Origin of the sequence: Streptomyces sp. NPDC006294 (genome assembly GCF_042870895.1) — a bacterium.
Classification (GTDB): Bacteria; Actinomycetota; Actinomycetes; order Streptomycetales; family Streptomycetaceae; genus Streptomyces.
The window spans coordinates 72095-87018 of the sequence record NZ_JBIAHV010000021.1 but is presented as its reverse complement, the minus strand read 5'-3'; the positions used below and the strand labels follow the sequence as shown (position 1 = coordinate 87018).

At 71.1% G+C, this 14924-nt stretch carries 12 protein-coding genes; 7 read left to right on the top strand and 5 right to left on the bottom strand.

Annotated features, from left to right (window positions below; translation table 11 throughout):
• Nucleotides 1–107 precede the first annotated feature (107 nt).
• Nucleotides 108–1148, top strand: a complete 1041-nt coding sequence (locus ACFYOP_RS29970; RefSeq protein WP_356896951.1) for a saccharopine dehydrogenase NADP-binding domain-containing protein — start codon at nt 108–110, stop codon at nt 1146–1148.
• Here ACFYOP_RS29970 and ACFYOP_RS29965 read toward each other — a convergent pair.
• From ACFYOP_RS29965 to ACFYOP_RS29950, 4 genes are read right to left on the bottom strand one after another with little or no spacing between them, the layout of a single operon-like run.
• Nucleotides 1135–1746: a YdcF family protein gene (locus tag ACFYOP_RS29965; protein ID WP_356896949.1), complete on the bottom strand. Its 612-nt coding sequence runs from the start codon at nt 1744–1746 to the stop codon at nt 1135–1137. The genes ACFYOP_RS29970 and ACFYOP_RS29965 overlap by 14 nt on opposite strands.
• Before the next feature lie 43 nt (nt 1747–1789).
• Entirely contained in the window at nt 1790–3430 is a 1641-nt protein-coding gene (locus tag ACFYOP_RS29960) for a glycosyltransferase family 2 protein (protein WP_356896947.1), read from the bottom strand.
• 59 nt (nt 3431–3489) lie between these two features.
• Nucleotides 3490–4656 (bottom strand): glycosyltransferase, encoded by a 1167-nt coding sequence (locus ACFYOP_RS29955; RefSeq protein ID WP_356896945.1) that lies wholly within the window; start codon nt 4654–4656, stop codon nt 3490–3492.
• Nucleotides 4653–7484 carry a CDP-glycerol glycerophosphotransferase family protein gene (locus ACFYOP_RS29950; RefSeq protein ID WP_356896943.1) on the bottom strand — a complete coding sequence of 944 codons (2832 nt, stop codon included), beginning with the start codon at nt 7482–7484 and terminating at the stop codon, nt 4653–4655. Before ACFYOP_RS29950 ends, ACFYOP_RS29955 begins: the two co-directional genes overlap by 4 nt.
• Nucleotides 7485–7884: 400 nt before the next feature.
• On the opposite strand from ACFYOP_RS29950, the gene ACFYOP_RS29945 reads away from it, so the two are divergent.
• Nucleotides 7885–8679: a maleylpyruvate isomerase N-terminal domain-containing protein gene (locus tag ACFYOP_RS29945; RefSeq protein WP_356896941.1), complete on the top strand. Its 795-nt coding sequence runs from the start codon at nt 7885–7887 to the stop codon at nt 8677–8679.
• 448 nt (nt 8680–9127) lie between these two features.
• On the opposite strand, the gene ACFYOP_RS29940 is transcribed toward ACFYOP_RS29945, so the two are convergent.
• Nucleotides 9128–9727 (bottom strand): GPP34 family phosphoprotein, encoded by a 600-nt coding sequence (locus tag ACFYOP_RS29940; RefSeq protein ID WP_356896939.1) that lies wholly within the window; start codon nt 9725–9727, stop codon nt 9128–9130.
• Between the two features lie 501 nt (nt 9728–10228).
• On the opposite strand from ACFYOP_RS29940, the gene ACFYOP_RS29935 reads away from it, so the two are divergent.
• The 5 genes from ACFYOP_RS29935 to ACFYOP_RS29915 all read left to right on the top strand — a co-directional run bounded on the left by ACFYOP_RS29935 (nt 10229) and on the right by ACFYOP_RS29915 (nt 14897).
• Nucleotides 10229–11083 carry a HipA family kinase gene (locus tag ACFYOP_RS29935; protein ID WP_356896937.1) on the top strand — a complete coding sequence of 285 codons (855 nt, stop codon included), beginning with the start codon at nt 10229–10231 and terminating at the stop codon, nt 11081–11083.
• Nucleotides 11080–11463 (top strand): DUF3037 domain-containing protein, encoded by a 384-nt coding sequence (locus ACFYOP_RS29930; RefSeq protein ID WP_356896935.1) that lies wholly within the window; start codon nt 11080–11082, stop codon nt 11461–11463. The genes ACFYOP_RS29935 and ACFYOP_RS29930 overlap by 4 nt, the downstream gene beginning before the upstream one ends.
• A 173-nt stretch (nt 11464–11636) precedes the next feature.
• A complete protein-coding gene (gene fabG, locus ACFYOP_RS29925; RefSeq protein ID WP_356896933.1) occupies nt 11637–12398 on the top strand; it encodes a 3-oxoacyl-ACP reductase FabG in 762 nt (253 codons plus the stop codon).
• 17 nt (nt 12399–12415) lie between these two features.
• Complete coding sequence (locus ACFYOP_RS29920) at nt 12416–13195, top strand: SDR family oxidoreductase (protein WP_356896931.1); 780 nt, start codon at nt 12416–12418, stop codon at nt 13193–13195.
• A gap of 127 nt (nt 13196–13322) precedes the next feature.
• Entirely contained in the window at nt 13323–14897 is a 1575-nt protein-coding gene (locus tag ACFYOP_RS29915) for an ABC transporter substrate-binding protein (protein ID WP_356896929.1), read from the top strand.
• The last annotated feature ends 27 nt before the right edge of the window (nt 14898–14924 follow it).

Below are 14924 nucleotides of genomic sequence, written 5' to 3'. Positions count from 1 at the left end.
CCGGAATTGTACGGGGCATGGCGTTCCGGACACTCACGGTGGGATGCCGACCGTCGTCAGGATGGCCGCAACAAATCATTCCGAGCAGAGGGCAGGGGAGAGACGTCATGGGTTCAGGGCAGTCGGTCGCGGTGTTCGGCGCGTACGGGCACACCGGGCGGTTCGTGGTGGCACAGCTGCGGGAGCGCGGGTTCGTTCCGGTGCCCTTCGGTCGCGACGCCGGCAAGCTCCGGGCGCTGGCGGCGGCGTATCCCGGACTCGACGCCCGGCCGGCGTCGGTCGACGACGCGGCCTCGCTCGACCGCGCGCTGTCCGGCACCTCGGCTGTGATCAACTGCGCCGGCTCCTTCACCACGACCGCCGCCCCCGTCATCGAGGCGGCGCTGCGCGCCGGGATCCCGTACGTGGACGTGGCGGCCGAGATCGAGGCCAACGCCGACACGTTCGCGCAGTTCAAGGACCGCGCCCGGGCCGCGGGAGTGGCGGTCGTCCCCGCGATGGCCTTCTACGGCGGACTCGGTGATCTGCTGGCCACCGCGGCGATGGGCGACTGGACGACGGCCGACGAGGCCCACGTCGCGTACGGGCTGAGCAGCTGGCACCCCACCGAGGGGACGCGGGCTGCCGGCAAGGCCGTCCAGGAGCGCCGCAACGGCCGGCGGGTCCGCTACACGAAGGGGCGGTTGGAGTACCACACCGACGAACTGCCCGTCCTGGACTGGCCGTTTCCCGAACCGATGGGCACCCGGGCGGTCATCGGGGAGTTCACGATGGCCGATGTCGTCACCATCCCCAGCCACCTGCCCGTTCCCGAGGTGCGCACCTATATGACGGTTGAGGCGGGCCAGGACGTCGCCGCCCCGGACACACCGGCGCCGGCCCCGGTCGACGACCGTGGACGCTCGGCGCAGACCTTCCTCGTCGACGTCCTGGTGCGCTCCGGCGGCATCGAGCGGCGCGTCACGGCCCAGGGGCAGGACATCTACGCCGTCACCGCGCCGCTCGTGGTGAAAGCGGTTCACCGCATCCTCGCGGGGCAGACCAGGACGGTCGGTGTGGCCTCCGCCGGCGAGATCTTCGACGCGCCCGACTTCCTCGGGTCGCTGTCCCCGCACATCTCCGTGGACCCGGTCCTCACCGCGCTGTGAGCACACCGCTCTCGCGTTCGTCGCCCCGGAGACCGCGGAGGGTCCACAGTCCGTACAGAGCCAGCAGCGGTTTGACGAGGATCCACTCGCCGGGGCGGTAGTCGTCCGCACGGACGAGCCTCTCGGCCAGATCAGGGCGCTGGCGACGCACGTACGCGCGGGCCTTGAGCGCATGAGCCGGCTGTGAGGCGATCGTGATGCGGTCGGCGTCCTCGATCAGGGGGATCACGTTCGCGATGTTCTCCCACGTCGTCCCGCTCTCCTCTTCGAGGAGCACGGTGCCGTCGAACCCGAGCACCGACTTCGCGTAGTCGGCCATCAACCGGGCCTCCGCAACGTCACCGCCGACCGCTCCGCCGCTGAAGATCACGCGAGTGCCACGCGCCTTGCCGGCGGCGATGGAGCGGATGCCGGTGCGTACTCGCCGGCGGTTGACGAGATTCGCCGTCGCTCCCGGATTCCGGAATCCCAGCACGACCACGGCCTCGGCAGCGCCCTCACCGTTCCCCAGGAGCGCGCGCGACCAGCGCCAGTTCATCCACTCGCCCCAGGCCAGGACCGCCGCCCCGGCCATCGCCGCTCCTGTCCTTCGTCTCATGCGGCGACTCTAGGCGCGGATCGGGCGGCCCGACGCGCATCTTCTATTCCACGTCCCTGCTCATCAGCCGGCGAAGCCTGCGCGTCACCACGACCGCCGCGGCCCCGGGGCCCGGCGCGATCCGGAGGGCGAGTGATCCGCCGGCCGTCGGGTAGGGCTGGACCAGCGTCACCCCGTGGCGCCGGCCCGGGACGACCGTACGCCGCAGTCCGGACCCGGTGGCGCGTACGCGGGTGCAGACCGAGGAGCCGTCGGCGCAGTGCAGCCGGGCCCATACGTCCCAGGCGTCGAGCCGGTGGGCGTGCCGGCCGGCCATACGGTCGAGGCCGTTCAGGAGGACCGTGCCGTTCCACGTCGGCCCGTCCGGTCCCTGGTGCCCCGTCAGGACGCTGCTGCGGCGCAGCCCCACCCGTCCGTCGGTTCGGCGGCGCAGCTCGACGTCCAGGCTCCGGGGCTCCGCCGCGGCGAGCCGTCCGTAGAACTCGTGCACGGTGATCCGCAGGACTCCGCGCCCTCCCCAGATGTGCGGCTCGGCGTCGATGGTGACCGGCAGCCGGCTGAGCGGGTCGCTCTCGATGGTGTCGAGCACGACCTCGGGCAGGTTCGCCGCCCAGACGGCACGCCCGTCGACGCGCGCGTACGGCGGGAGCAGCCGGGGCGGACTGCCGGCGAGACCGACGAGCCTCGGCAGCTCGCGGGGGCCGTCGGCCCCGGTGACGACCCCGGCGAGCCAGCGGGCGGGGGCTTCGGCGGCGCGCAGGTCCGACTCGTCGAAGGAGGCGAGGTGCTCGCGGGTCAGCCGCCACCACTCGGCGTGGTGACCGCTGTCGTGGGCGCCCAGCTCGTGGACGTACATCCGCAGGTCGTGGTCGAGGAACTTCACCCGGGCGGCGTGGGCCAACTCCTTCTGGCCGGCCCGCTCGAAGACCTCGACCGCGCCGCGGTGTGCCCGCAGTCTGCTGAGCCAGTTGTCGACTCCGCCGCGGGCCAGGGAGATCGACGGGTGGGCGGCGGAGCGGCGAACGTGCCAGAAGTAGACGGTGTCGGGAATCAGGGCGATACGGGGTGACGCGGCCAGCAGCCGCGCGGTGAACACGAAGTCCTCGTAGCGGAAGGCCCCTTCAGGAAACGTGACACCGTGCTCCGCCAGGAAGGCACGGGAGTAGAGCTTGTTGACGCACAACGTGTCGCGGACGAGAGCGGGCAGCTCCGCGGGAGAGTCGTGGACCGCCGCCCGCCGGAAGAGCGCCTCCTGCCAGGGGGTGTCGCGCATCTCGGGCAGCTCACGGCGCAGGCACATCCCCGCGACGACGGGCGCGCCATGGCGTACCGCCGCGGCGAGCAGGGCGCCGACCGCGCCGGGCGCGAGCTCGTCGTCGCTGTCCAGGAACATCACATAAGGGGCCGTGGCCTCGCGCAGACCGTCGTTGCGGGGGGTTCCGCAACCGCCGCTGTTGACCGTGCGGCGCACGGACCGGACAGCGGCGTGCCGACGGGCGAGATCCGCGGCCACCACGGCGGTGTCGTCGGTCGACGCGTCGTCGACCACGAGCACCTCGGCGACGGCCGGTCCCTGGCGCACCGCGGACAGCACGGCATGCTGGATGTGCCGCGCGTCGTTGTAACCGATCACGATGACGCTGACGCTGCCCGTCAGCCGGTCACGGTCTGTTTCTGCTGCCATGTGCGCGAGATCCGTTCCGGTGAGCGACGCTGCTCTCTTCTTGGGCCCGGTGGTGGGACTCACCGGTCGATCTCGTCGAACAGACGCTCCCAGCGGTCCAGTACGACGGGCAGCTCCAGCGGGGCGACGTGCGACCGGGCGGCGAGGCCGTAGCGGCGGCGCAGCTCCGCGTCGTCGGCGAGCTGCCGCAGGGCGCCGGCCAGAGCGGCGATGTCTCCCGGCCGCACCAGAGTGCCCGTACGTCCGTCCTCGACGAGTTCCCGGACCCCGGCCGACAGGTCGAAGCTCACGCACGGCACGCCGCAGCCGGCCGCCTCCGCCAGCGCCATCGGGCGCCCCTCGCGTTCGCTGGTGAGGGCGACCACGGCCAGCTCCCGGTACGCCGCGGCCATGTCGGAGACGCTGCCGCGGAATCGCACCCGGTCACCGATCCCGAGGCGTGCCGCCTGCTCCCGCAGATGCGGCTCCTGAGGGCCGTCGCCGAAGAGGTGCAGCTCCCAGTCCGGGAGGTCGGCGCAGGCGAGCGCGAAGGCGTCGATGAGACGGTCGAGCCGTTTGAGGGCGTCCAGCCGGCCGACCGCGCCGATGCGCCGGGTGTCCAGCGGGGCCGGGGCCGTGGACGCGAAGGGCAACGGGTTGGGCATGGCGGTCGTGTTCGGCAGCCGGTCGCGCTGGAACGCGGCGACATCGCCGTCACTGAGCAAGACCGACTTCTCCAGCCGCGGGTAGTGACGCCGGATCAGGCGGAGATGGTCCGTGCCCTGGGCCTGGGCGAACGACTCGTGGTACTGCCCGATTCCCTTGAGGTGCGGCCACTCGACGGACGCGAGCCAGTCGGCCGCCCAGGGGGAGCCGATGATGACGTAGCCGTCGGCCACGGAGGCGAACCGCCGCGCCAGCTTCTGCCTGGCCCGCTCCCGCTCGGCCCGGGCGGTGCGTGCCGCGCGCATCCGCACGGGGCTGAGCCGCTCGCTGAGGCGCTGGGCCCGCCACGGCGGAGCCGACGGCCTGCGGTAGAGGGTGGTGTGCCGATAGGCCGGTTCGCGGAAGTACGCGTACGGCTCGGGGCTCGGCCTGATCCCGATGAGGTCGACGTGGTGCCCGCGTTGCGCGAAGCCCTGGGCGAGGGTGTGCAGTACCCGCTGCGATCCGCCCATCGAGTCGACGTCGATGCCCACCAGGAAGAGGTTCCGGCGGTGTCCGGTGGGCTGCGTTCCGGTGCTCATCCGCTGTCGCCTCCGAAGAACATGTCGACGACGGTTTCACTGGCCCGTCCGGTCTCGCGGGCGTTGAACCTGGCGTTGAAGGCGGCGTACGCGTCGGCCCACTTCATCCGTACCTGGTCCAGGTCCCGCATCGCCTCCGCGAGTTCCCCGGTGGTGGTCAGCATGGGGCCGGGGGCGATGTCGGGGAGGTTGTAGTAGGTGCCGCGAGCGCTGGTGCTGTACTCGTCGTAGTCGTCGGTGAAGAGCAGGACGGGACGCCCGAGGTTCGCGTAGTCGAACATCACCGACGAGTAGTCCGTGAGCAGCGCGTCCGAGGCGAGCATCAGGTCGTTGATGTCGGGGAACGCGCGGCCGTCGCGCACGGCGTGGCCCAGTTCGCGCGGCACCGTGAAGCGGTCGTAGTAGTGGGGGCGGACCACGACGATCCACTCGTGGGCGGTCTTCTCCACCAGTTCGGCCAGGTCCACCCGGATCGAGCCGCCCGTGCTGTTCCCGTCCCGGAAGGTCGGTGCGTAGAGCAGCACCTTGCGTCCGTCCGGGATCTGCAGCCGGCGGCGTGCGGCCCGGGCCCGTTCGAGCTGTTCCGGCTCGTCGCAGCGGACCAGCACGTCGTTCCGGGGGAGCCCGCAGGACAGCAGCCGGCCCGTGTACTCGTTCGCGCGGACGAAGGTGCGTTCGAACTCTTCGCTGGGTGAGATGAGGGCGTCCCACCGCGAGATCATGTCGCGGTGCTTCTGCTGCCGCTCGGGACTGCCGAAGCGCAGCGCGGCGAGGTCGAACCCCATGTGCTTGACGGCCTGGCCGTGCCAGGTCTGGAGATAGCGGGTCTCCGGGCGTTTCGGGTAGACCGAGGGGAAGCCGTGCGAGTCCACCCAGTAGCGGGCGCGGGCGAGGGTCAGGACGTACTCCCAGCTCCCGCGCCGGACCAGCTCCAGGCCCTCCGGGAAGGCCGCACGATCCCCCGAACAGGACCAGACGGCGCGCAGCGGCAGACCGCGCCGGACCAGCTCCTCGTAGATGTAGCGCGGGCTGTCGGTGTAGCCACGGCCCTCCAGGGCCTCGAACACCACCAGCGCGTCGTCCACCGGCAGTCTCTGCAGCTCGCGATAGGCGAGTGCCTTGGCGTGCGCCCCGTTGAGCCTGCGCTGCGCCTGCCGGACCTTCCGGCGCAGCGGCCGTACCCGCGGCACCAGCGTCTCCGCGTGCGCCAGCGCGCCGGATCGCGACCAGGTGAATTCCAGCCGTCCGGCCCCCTTGCCCTCGCACGCCACGCGAACGTCCTGGCCGGCGAGCGTGCCGTGCAGCGTCAGGTGAGCGCGCAGCGGACGCAGGTCGGCGGGCGCCAGCACCATGTCGGTGCGCTTCGTCCCCAGCCGTTCGAGGACCACCACGGGGTGACGACGGCCCTTGAAGCCCTTGGCGCTCAGCGGGACGCGCCGGAGATCCAGCTCGACGCAGGCGCTGTACACATCCGGTTCCCCGCCGGCCGGCAGATACCGGAACGGGACCTTCAACGGCGCGCCTCCCGCGCCGAGCCACAACTGCGCCGTCACCTGCTCGGGGCCGGAGAGCAGCCGCGCCGGGTCGTAGGTGCGCAGCCGGAGGCGCAGCACGCGACCGGCCGGAGTCAGGGCGTGCACCTCGTGCCGCACGGGGGCGGACGCGAAGGGCTGCTCGTCCAGATGCCACTCGCTGACGTCCAGTTCGCTGATGTCCGGATTGCTGGAGTCCGTAGCGCTGCTGTCCGGCTCGCGGCCGCCGTCGGAGCCGGGATCCGGAGCCAGACGTCCCCAGTACGTCCGCCCGGACCGCCTGCTCACGCGTCGTGGGGCGATCCGCGGGCTGCCCAGTTCCCGGGCAGCCTCCTTCGCCTCGTCGAGGCGGCCGGTGCGGAGCAGGTGGTGGCAGATGCGCTGCTCCCGGCACACCGAGCGGATCGCCTCGGTGGTCAGCTCGTCGAGGTACGGCGTCACCAGCTCGGCGAACCGCTCGGTCCACCCGCGGTCCCGGAAGGGGAGATCACCGAGGTAGAGGCGCAGGTCGTGGCGGAGGAACTTCTCGTCCTTGAACGGGCGCAGATCCGCGTTGCCGCTCTGGACGAGGAACCGGTCGATGCGCCGGGCCACGGCGATCCGGTCGGCCACGTTCCGCAGCTTGTGGCGACTGGAGGAGATGGACAGGTGGGCCGGGTCGGCCGAGAGCCGCCAGGTGTAGACGGGCCACGGTACGACGGCGAAGCTGCGGGCCAGGGTGTAGGCCATGGCCGTGAACAGCTGGTCCTCGTAGTGGATGCCCTCGGGGAAACGCAGGTCGTGGCCGGTGATGAAGTCGGTTCGGTAGAGCTTGTTCGTCGAGAGATGGTCGTGGAAGTACTCCGGCGCCTCCCGGACGCCCTCGACGATCCGGACCCCGTCGAAGAGGTCCGGATACCACAGGCCGGTGGCGCCGGTCTCCTCGAAGATCCGCGTGACTTCGCCGGTGACGAAGTCCACTCCGGTCCGTTCCGCCATGAGCAGCATCGATTTGCAGGCGTGCTTCGGCAGTTCGTCGTCGCTGTCGAGGAACATGACGTACGGCGCCCGCCCGGCCGCCAGGCCGGCGTTGCGTGGCGCACTGCATCCGCCGCTGTTGGTGTCCAACCGGAGGTAGCGGACCCGCGGGTCCGCATCCTGGAGCGACCGGGCCACGGCCGGCGTGCTGTCGGTCGAGCAGTCGTCGGCGATGATCACTTCGAGGTTCCGCAGGGACTGGTGGAGTGCCGACAGCACTGCGCGGCTCAGGCGGTCGGCGTCGTTGTAGACGATGACGACGACGGTGACATCCGGCACAGGCGCTCCTCTTCCACTCGGTTCGCCCCGCCCCTGTCCGACCATTGCACCAGGCTCTTCAGCGAGCAGCCACCGGTGACGGCCGGTCCACAACTCGTGCTGCGACGGTCGGGATCAACGTCATTCCGACTGGTGCGGTGTCCGGGGTGTGCGCTTTTACGGGTCGCCCGCCGTCGCGGATCGGCACGTACAGCAACGGGCCCACCATGCGCCGGCGCCCACCATGCGCCGGCGCCCACCGTTCGCCGGCCGGCTGACCGCCCGCGACGGGCGGCACGGCGGTCCAGCCACCAGAGCAGCACGCCTCTTCCGAGGATGCGCGGCCCGTGCCGCGCGCCCGCCGCGCCGGCTGTGGAAAATCCGCATGCGGTCGCCTGGGGCACAGTGATAGACATCCGGCGTGCAGAACACTCTGGATTTCCCTGACCTGCTGCGACTCATCGACGAGCGGTCGGCCGCCTTCCGCGCCGCGGTTGCCGCCGCCCCCAGTCTCGACGTGCAGGTGCCGACCTGTCCTGAGTGGACGCTGTTCGATCTGGTGAAGCACCTGGGCGAGGGGCGCCGCGCCTGGGCGGCCACCATCGCCGCAGGGCCTGACGCCACGGCCAAGTCCGCCCCGCAGGGCGACTCGTCCGCGCCTCGGGAACGCGAGCCCCTGCTGGTCTGGTTGGCCGCATCGACGCAGGAACTGCTGGACGCACTGCGGGAGGCCGACCCGGACCGCGGTTGCTGGACGTGGTGGGGAAAGTCGCAGTCGCCGCAGACCTGCGGTGCCGTCGCCCGGCACCAGCTCCACGAGATCGCGGTGCACACCTACGACGCCCAGCTCACCGTGGGCGCCCCGCAGCCGTTGCCGGACGAGGTGGCACTCGACGGTGTCGAGGAGTTCCTGTCCACCATCTGCACGACGACGGTCGCCTGGCCGCACGAGGCCGCCGCTGTTGACTACCACGCCACCGAGGGCCGCTCCTGGCGCAACTGGCTCTCCGGCGACGGCGCGCGGTTCGACCGCCTGCCCGAACCCGGCACAGGACCCGCCGCCGACGAGAAGCCGGACGCGGCCGACGCCTCCGCCCGAGGCACGGCCAACGAGCTGGTCCTCGGCTTCTACGGCCGTATTCCGTTCGACTCCCTGAAGCTCGACGGCAACGGGCGCATCTTCGGCCAGCTGGTGGCCTGGGATCCGGAGCAGTAGTCCTCGCCACCACCGCCCCCCCCACCGCACAACCACCCCTGCCCGGGCCGCCCACGCGGTTGGGGCACTGCCCGTTCACTGCGCAACGCCGTACAACGCGTCCGGCGCAACAGGGGCCGCACTCACCGGCGGCGCTCCCGCCAGTGGTCTCGGTCCGGCGATCCGCAGCCCGTGCCGCTGAAGGTGACGGCCGCCGAAGTCACCGACCACTACGGCCGGCCCACGCCCGTGGCGACCGTCGTGATCACCCAGTGACCGGCGCTCGTCGGAGACCTCGGCAGGGGGACTGACCCCCGTTCGGTTCCGCGCCGGCAGCGGGTCGTACGGCGCGGACGTGTGGGAGTCCGCGCCGGCCGGCACCGTGCGTACACCCGGCCTCCAGGTCGAGGCCGCGCGACCGCTCACCGTCGCCGTCGGACTTGACCGCGCCCCCGAAGGCGGGCTCGCCTCACGGTCCGCGCCAGATGTTGGCGAAGGCCGTGTTCTCGATGGTCCGCCTCTGGCGTACGGCCTCCAGCTCCATCACCGCGTCGTGGACGGCGGCCACCACGGTCGTCACCGCCTCGTCATCGAGCCCGGCCCCGTCGTCGGAGCGTTCGTCGTCGATGCCCACGACCGAGGCGAGGGCGGCCAGGACGGGTTCCTTCTCTTTCCAGCGGCCGGCTGCACGGCGGCGCGCGGGCGTATCGGCCGGTTCCACGCGTTCCGTGCCGAAGGACAACCGGCCGCTGCGCTGCGGCTTCAGCTCACCGTTCTTCTCCAGTGCGGCCTGGTACGCGGCCGAGAGGTCTTGCCCCCGGCGCCACAGCCAGTCCTCGATCCGCTCGTAGGGCGCCCGTCGAGTCAGCCCTGCCGCAGCCTCGCCCAGGAACCGGTCGTCCACCGGCGGCGCTCCATCCGGCACAATGCGGTCGCCGTCCACGGCAACCGCCCCCGCACCGATGAGATCGATCAGCTCGGCTCCCGCGAGTGCGAGGGACAGGTCGCCCTGCCCCACGGAGCGCTTCAGGTCAATGGCGATGATGAACAGGTCTTTCGCCGTGGTCATGAACGGCTCCCCTCACAGACATCGACAAAGGCGCGACCCCACCGACCGAGCCGGCGTCGGAGGCCGCCCGGCGGCGGGATCACTGTCACGATCAGTATCGCCCCCGCCGCGCGGCGGGGGCGCTGTCCACGGCTGTCAACGGCGAGCACCGTCAGGTCGTCGCGGTGCCGGGGCGTGGGGCAGAGATGATCCGTTCCGGCCCGCTGCCGCCGGGTGGTCGGTGGCTACCCGCGGTATGAGCGGAGAGTCCGGCGTCACCTCGGCGCGGTGGCTCGGGCACTCCGTGCCCGCGATCACCCTTGGTTACTATGCTCACTTCACCGCCGGAGGCCGGAGCAAGGGGCGCACCGCCATCGACGGACCGCTCGGGGAGCGGGGGAATCGGGAGGCCGGCCGAAACTCCCCAGATTCTCCGGGTCCGTTGACAGGTGCTTCCCGCAGTTACGTCCCTCCAGAGTTGACCGTGGATTGCAAGGGCGAAGAGATGGGTGGCCTGGGAAAATGCTGAAAGAGGTCACCGCGACCCGATACGTCACGCCCCTGCGTGAGGGCGGTTCGCTTCCGGGGATCGTCGAGGCCGATGATCTCGGCACGTATGTCATGAAGTTCACCGGCGCCGGGCAGGGGCGGAAGACGCTTGTCGCCGAGGTTGTCTGCGGGCAGCTCGGGCGGCGGCTCGGGATGCGGGTGCCCGAGCTCGTCACGATGCAGCTCGATCCGGTCATCGGGCTCTCCGAGCCGGATCAGGAGGTGCAGGAGCTGCTCAAGGCCAGCGGCGGGCTCAACCTCGGCATGGACTTCCTGCCCGGCTCGCTCGGGTTCGATCCGCTCGCTTACGAGGTGGACGCGGCCCAGGCGGGCAGGGTCGTCTGGTTCGACGCGCTGATCAACAACGTGGACCGGTCCTGGCGCAACCCCAACATGCTGGTGTGGCACGGGGATCTGTGGCTCATCGACCATGGCGCCACCATGATCTGGCACCACAACTGGCCCGGCGCCGCCGCCTCCGCGGCCAAGCCGTACGACGCCTCCGACCATGCGCTCGCCCCCTTCGGACCGGACATCGCGGCGGCCGCCGCCGAGCTCGCGCCGCGGGTGACGGAGGAGCTGCTGAGCGAGGTCGTGGCGGACGTGCCCGACGAGTGGCTGGCCGGCGAGCCCGGATTCGACTCGGCCGACGCGCTGCGCCGCGCCTACGTCGAGGCGCTGCTGTCGCGCGCCGCGACCATCCACGAGCGCATCACCCTCGGGGCCCCGACACGGTCCGGGCCGTCCCGGGCGCCCGGCTGGCTGACCGAGCGACTGGCGCCCCGGCCCCGTACCACCGAGCAGAGCGCGAAGGACACCGCCCAGTGAGCGACCGTGACGTTTTCGAGTACGCGCTGCTGCGCGTGGTGCCGCGGGTCGAGCGCGGGGAGTTCGTCAACGCCGGCGTGGTGGTCTACTGCCGCGCCAGGACGTTCGTCGCCGCGCGCACCCATCTCGACGAGGCCAGGCTGCGGGCGCTCGACCCGCAGGTGGACATGACGGGAGTACGGGCGGCGCTGCGCGCGGTGGAGGGCGTGTGCCGGGGTGGGCAGGACGCGGGGCAGGCCGCGCGCGACGACGCGGGGCGGCGTTTTCGCTGGCTGATCGCGCCCCGCTCGACGGTCGTCCAGCCGGGCCCGGTGCACACCGGACTCACCCTCGATCCGGAGGCGGAGGTCGAGCGTCTGCTGGACCTGCTGGTGCGCTGAGGACGAGGGCCGGTCGATGTGACATGCGCCGCCCGGCCCCGGTGCCGTTGACACCGCGTGCCAGGGCTTCTAGCGTCCTGTCTGCCGAAGGTACTAAGCGGTCGCTCAGCGATAGGGCGCCGCGTGGCCGCCGGCACAGGGATTGACGGGCTTCAAGGGCGAGGAGAACCAGAATGTCCACCACCGAGCAGCGTGTGGCTGTCGTGACCGGAGGCGCGCGCGGCATCGGCGCCGCCACCGCCATCAGGCTCGCGGCCGAGGGCCGCGCCGTAGCCGTGCTCGACCTCGACGAGGCGGCCTGCAAGGACACCGTCGAGAAGATCACCGCGGCGGGCGGCAAGGCCATCGCGGTGGGCTGCGACGTCTCCGACGCCGCCCAGGTGGAGACCGCCGTGGCGCGCGTCGCCGCCGAGCTCGGCGCGCCGACGATCCTCGTCAACAACGCCGGCGTGCTCCGCGACAACCTGCTCTTCAAGATGAGTGAGTCGGACTGGGACACCGTGATGAACGTGCACCTCAAGGGCGCGTTCCTGATGGCCAAGGCCTGCCAGAAGCACATGGTCGACGCCGGCTTCGGCCGGATCGTCTCCCTGTCCTCCTCCTCGGCGCTCGGCAACCGCGGTCAGGCCAACTACTCGGCCGTCAAGGCCGGTCTGCAGGGTTTCACGAAGACCCTCGCCAAGGAGCTCGGCAAGTTCGGCATCACCGCCAACGCCGTCGCCCCCGGCTTCATCGTCACCGAGATGACCGCGCAGACCGCGGCCCGCGTGGGCATGGGCTTCGAGGAGTTCCAGGCCGCCGCCGCGACCCAGATCCCCGTCCAGCGCGTCGGCCGGCCCGACGACATCGCGAATGCGATCGCCTTCTTCACCGGCGACGACGCCGGCTTCGTCTCCGGCCAGGTCATGTACGTGGCCGGCGGCCCGCTCAACTGAATCGGGGTACGAACGACATGGCAGCACAGGCAGCAGGGGCGGAGCAGGCGCCGGACAGCGGCAAGGTCGCGCTGGTCACCGGGGCGAGCCGGGGTATCGGATACGGCATCGCGGAGGCGCTGATCGCGCGCGGCGACCGGGTGTGCATCACCGGCCGCGGCGAGGAGGCGCTGAAGGAGGCCGTGGAGCGGCTCGGCGCCGACCGGGTCATCGCGGTCGCGGGCAAGGCCCACGACGAGGCCCACCAGGCGGCCGCCGTCGAGCGCACCATGGAGGCGTTCGGCCGGGTCGACTACCTGGTGAACAACGCCGGCACCAACCCGGTCTTCGGCCCCATCGCCGAGCTCGACCTGGGTGTGGCGCGCAAGGTCTACGAGACCAACGTGATCTCCGCACTCGGCTTCGCGCAGCAGACGTGGAAGGCGTGGCAGAAGGAGAACGGCGGTGCGATCGTGAACATCGCCTCCGTCGCGGGCGTCTCGGCGTCCCCCTTCATCGGGGCGTACGGCATGAGCAAGGCGGCCATGATCAATCTGACCCTCCAGCTCGCCCACGAGCTCGCGCCGAGCGTGCGGGTCAACGCCATCGCGCCCGCGGTCATCAAGACCAAGTTCGCCGAGGCGCTCTACGAGGGCCGGGAGGCGGAGGCGGCCGCGGCCTACCCGCTGGGGCGGCTCGGCGTGCCGGCCGACATCGGCGGCGCCGCCGCTTTCCTCACCTCCGAGCAGTCGGACTGGATCACGGGGCAGACGCTCGTCGTGGACGGCGGTATCTTCCTCAACGCGGGAGTCCACTGAGAGTCGGCGGGCCGCCCTTGGGTGGTTTGTCCCTGATTGATCCAAGTGCCCCGCCGGGCCTGTACATTGCCCCGGCGGGGCGCTGCGGTATGGTTCGCCGACCCATGGCTGAACGAGGAGCGTGCGCGTGTTCTACCGGACCTGTCTGCAGGCCACTGCAGCCCTAGCGTCCATATCTCTGCTGGCAGGGTGCGGCCTGCTCTCGGACGACGGCGCCGACCGTGAACAGAAGATCTCCGTCGGCACGACCAGTGAGCCCAGTACGCTCGACCCGGCCGCCGCCTGGGACGGATCGTGGGAGCTGTACCGGAACGTCTTCCAGACACTGGTGAGCTTCCCGACGGGGAGCACCGTGCCGCAGCCGGACGCCGCGGACTGCCGCTTCGCCGACACCGGCAACAAGACCTTCGAGTGCGAGCTGCACGAGGGCCTGTCGTTCACCAACGGCGACAAGCTCGACGCCGCCGCGGTGAAGCACTCCATCGACCGCATCCGGACCATCGACGTGCAGGGTGGTCCGAACGGTCTGCTGGGCTCCCTGGACCGGGTCGAGACGAAGGGCGACCGCGTCGTCACCTTCCACCTCAAGACGGCCGACGCCACGTTCCCGTTCATCCTCGCCACCCCGGCCATGTCGATCGTGCCGCCCTCCGAGTACCCGGCCGACAAGCTGCGGGAGGACGGCAGGCTGACGGGCTCCGGTCCGTACGCCCTCGACTCGTACAAGAAGGGCGACAGCGCGGAGCTGACCCGGTTCGCCAAGTACAAGGGCTTCGCGAAGATCAAGAACGACGTGGTGACGATCCGCTACTTCGAGGACTCCGCCGTCATGATGACGGCCCTCAAGAAGCACGAGATCGACGCCATAAACCGCGGTCTGACCGCCGAGCAGGTCGTCGAGCTCCAGGAGAAGAAGCCGGAGAACGACCACCTCCAGCTCGTGGAGACGGTCGGCGCCGACATCCGCTACCTGGTCTTCAACCCCTCCGACCCGAACGCCGGCAAGCTGGCCGTCCGACGCGCGATCGCGCAGGTCATCGACCGCGACACGCTCGTCGAGAAGGTCTACAGGGGCACCGCGGAGCCGCTGTACTCGATGGTCCCCAAGGGCATCGCCGGGCACACCACCGAGTTCTTCGACCGGTACGGCGAGCCGGACGTGGCCAAGGCGGAGGCCATCCTCGAGGACGCGGGCATCACGGACCCCGTGCCGCTGAACTTCTGGTACACCACCGACCGCTACGGCTCCGCGACGGCGGGGGAGTTCGCCGAGATCAAGCGGCAGCTCGAGGCCTCCGGACTGTTCAAGGTCACCATCCAGGGCAAGCCGTGGGACGAGTTCCAGAAGGGCTACCAGGGCGGCAAGTACCCCGTCTTCGGCCGTGGCTGGTTCCCCGACTTCCCGGACCCGGACAACTTCATCGCGCCGTTCGTCGGCCCGAACAACGTGCTCGGCACGCCGTACGAGGCGCCCGAGATCACCGAGCAGCTGGTGCAGTCCCGCCGCGAGAGCGACCGCGGCGCGGTCACCCAGCAGTTCGAGAAGGCCCAGGAGATCCTCGTCGACGACGTGCGTCTGCTGCCGCTGTGGCAGGGCAAGCTGTACGTGGCGGCCAGCGAGGAGATCGGCGGCGGCGAGCGCGCCCTCGACCCGCAGACCGTCATGCAGGTGTGGGAGCTGTACCGCAAGGCCAGCTGGTAGCGGCCGGGCTGTCAGTGCTTCCCGGTA

What these genes read in the sequence shown, in the direction of transcription:
- ACFYOP_RS29970 (WP_356896951.1), top strand. Translation starts at nt 108, where the DNA reads ATGGGTTCAGGGCAGTCGGTCGCGGTGTTCGGCGCGTACGGGCACACC.
- ACFYOP_RS29965 (WP_356896949.1), bottom strand. Translation starts at nt 1,746, where the DNA reads ATGAGACGAAGGACAGGAGCGGCGATGGCCGGGGCGGCGGTCCTGGCC.
- ACFYOP_RS29960 (WP_356896947.1), bottom strand. Translation starts at nt 3,430, where the DNA reads ATGGCAGCAGAAACAGACCGTGACCGGCTGACGGGCAGCGTCAGCGTC.
- ACFYOP_RS29955 (WP_356896945.1), bottom strand. Translation starts at nt 4,656, where the DNA reads ATGAGCACCGGAACGCAGCCCACCGGACACCGCCGGAACCTCTTCCTG.
- ACFYOP_RS29940 (WP_356896939.1), bottom strand. Translation starts at nt 9,727, where the DNA reads ATGACCACGGCGAAAGACCTGTTCATCATCGCCATTGACCTGAAGCGC.
- ACFYOP_RS29935 (WP_356896937.1), top strand. Translation starts at nt 10,229, where the DNA reads ATGCTGAAAGAGGTCACCGCGACCCGATACGTCACGCCCCTGCGTGAG.
- fabG (WP_356896933.1), top strand. Translation starts at nt 11,637, where the DNA reads ATGTCCACCACCGAGCAGCGTGTGGCTGTCGTGACCGGAGGCGCGCGC.
- ACFYOP_RS29920 (WP_356896931.1), top strand. Translation starts at nt 12,416, where the DNA reads ATGGCAGCACAGGCAGCAGGGGCGGAGCAGGCGCCGGACAGCGGCAAG.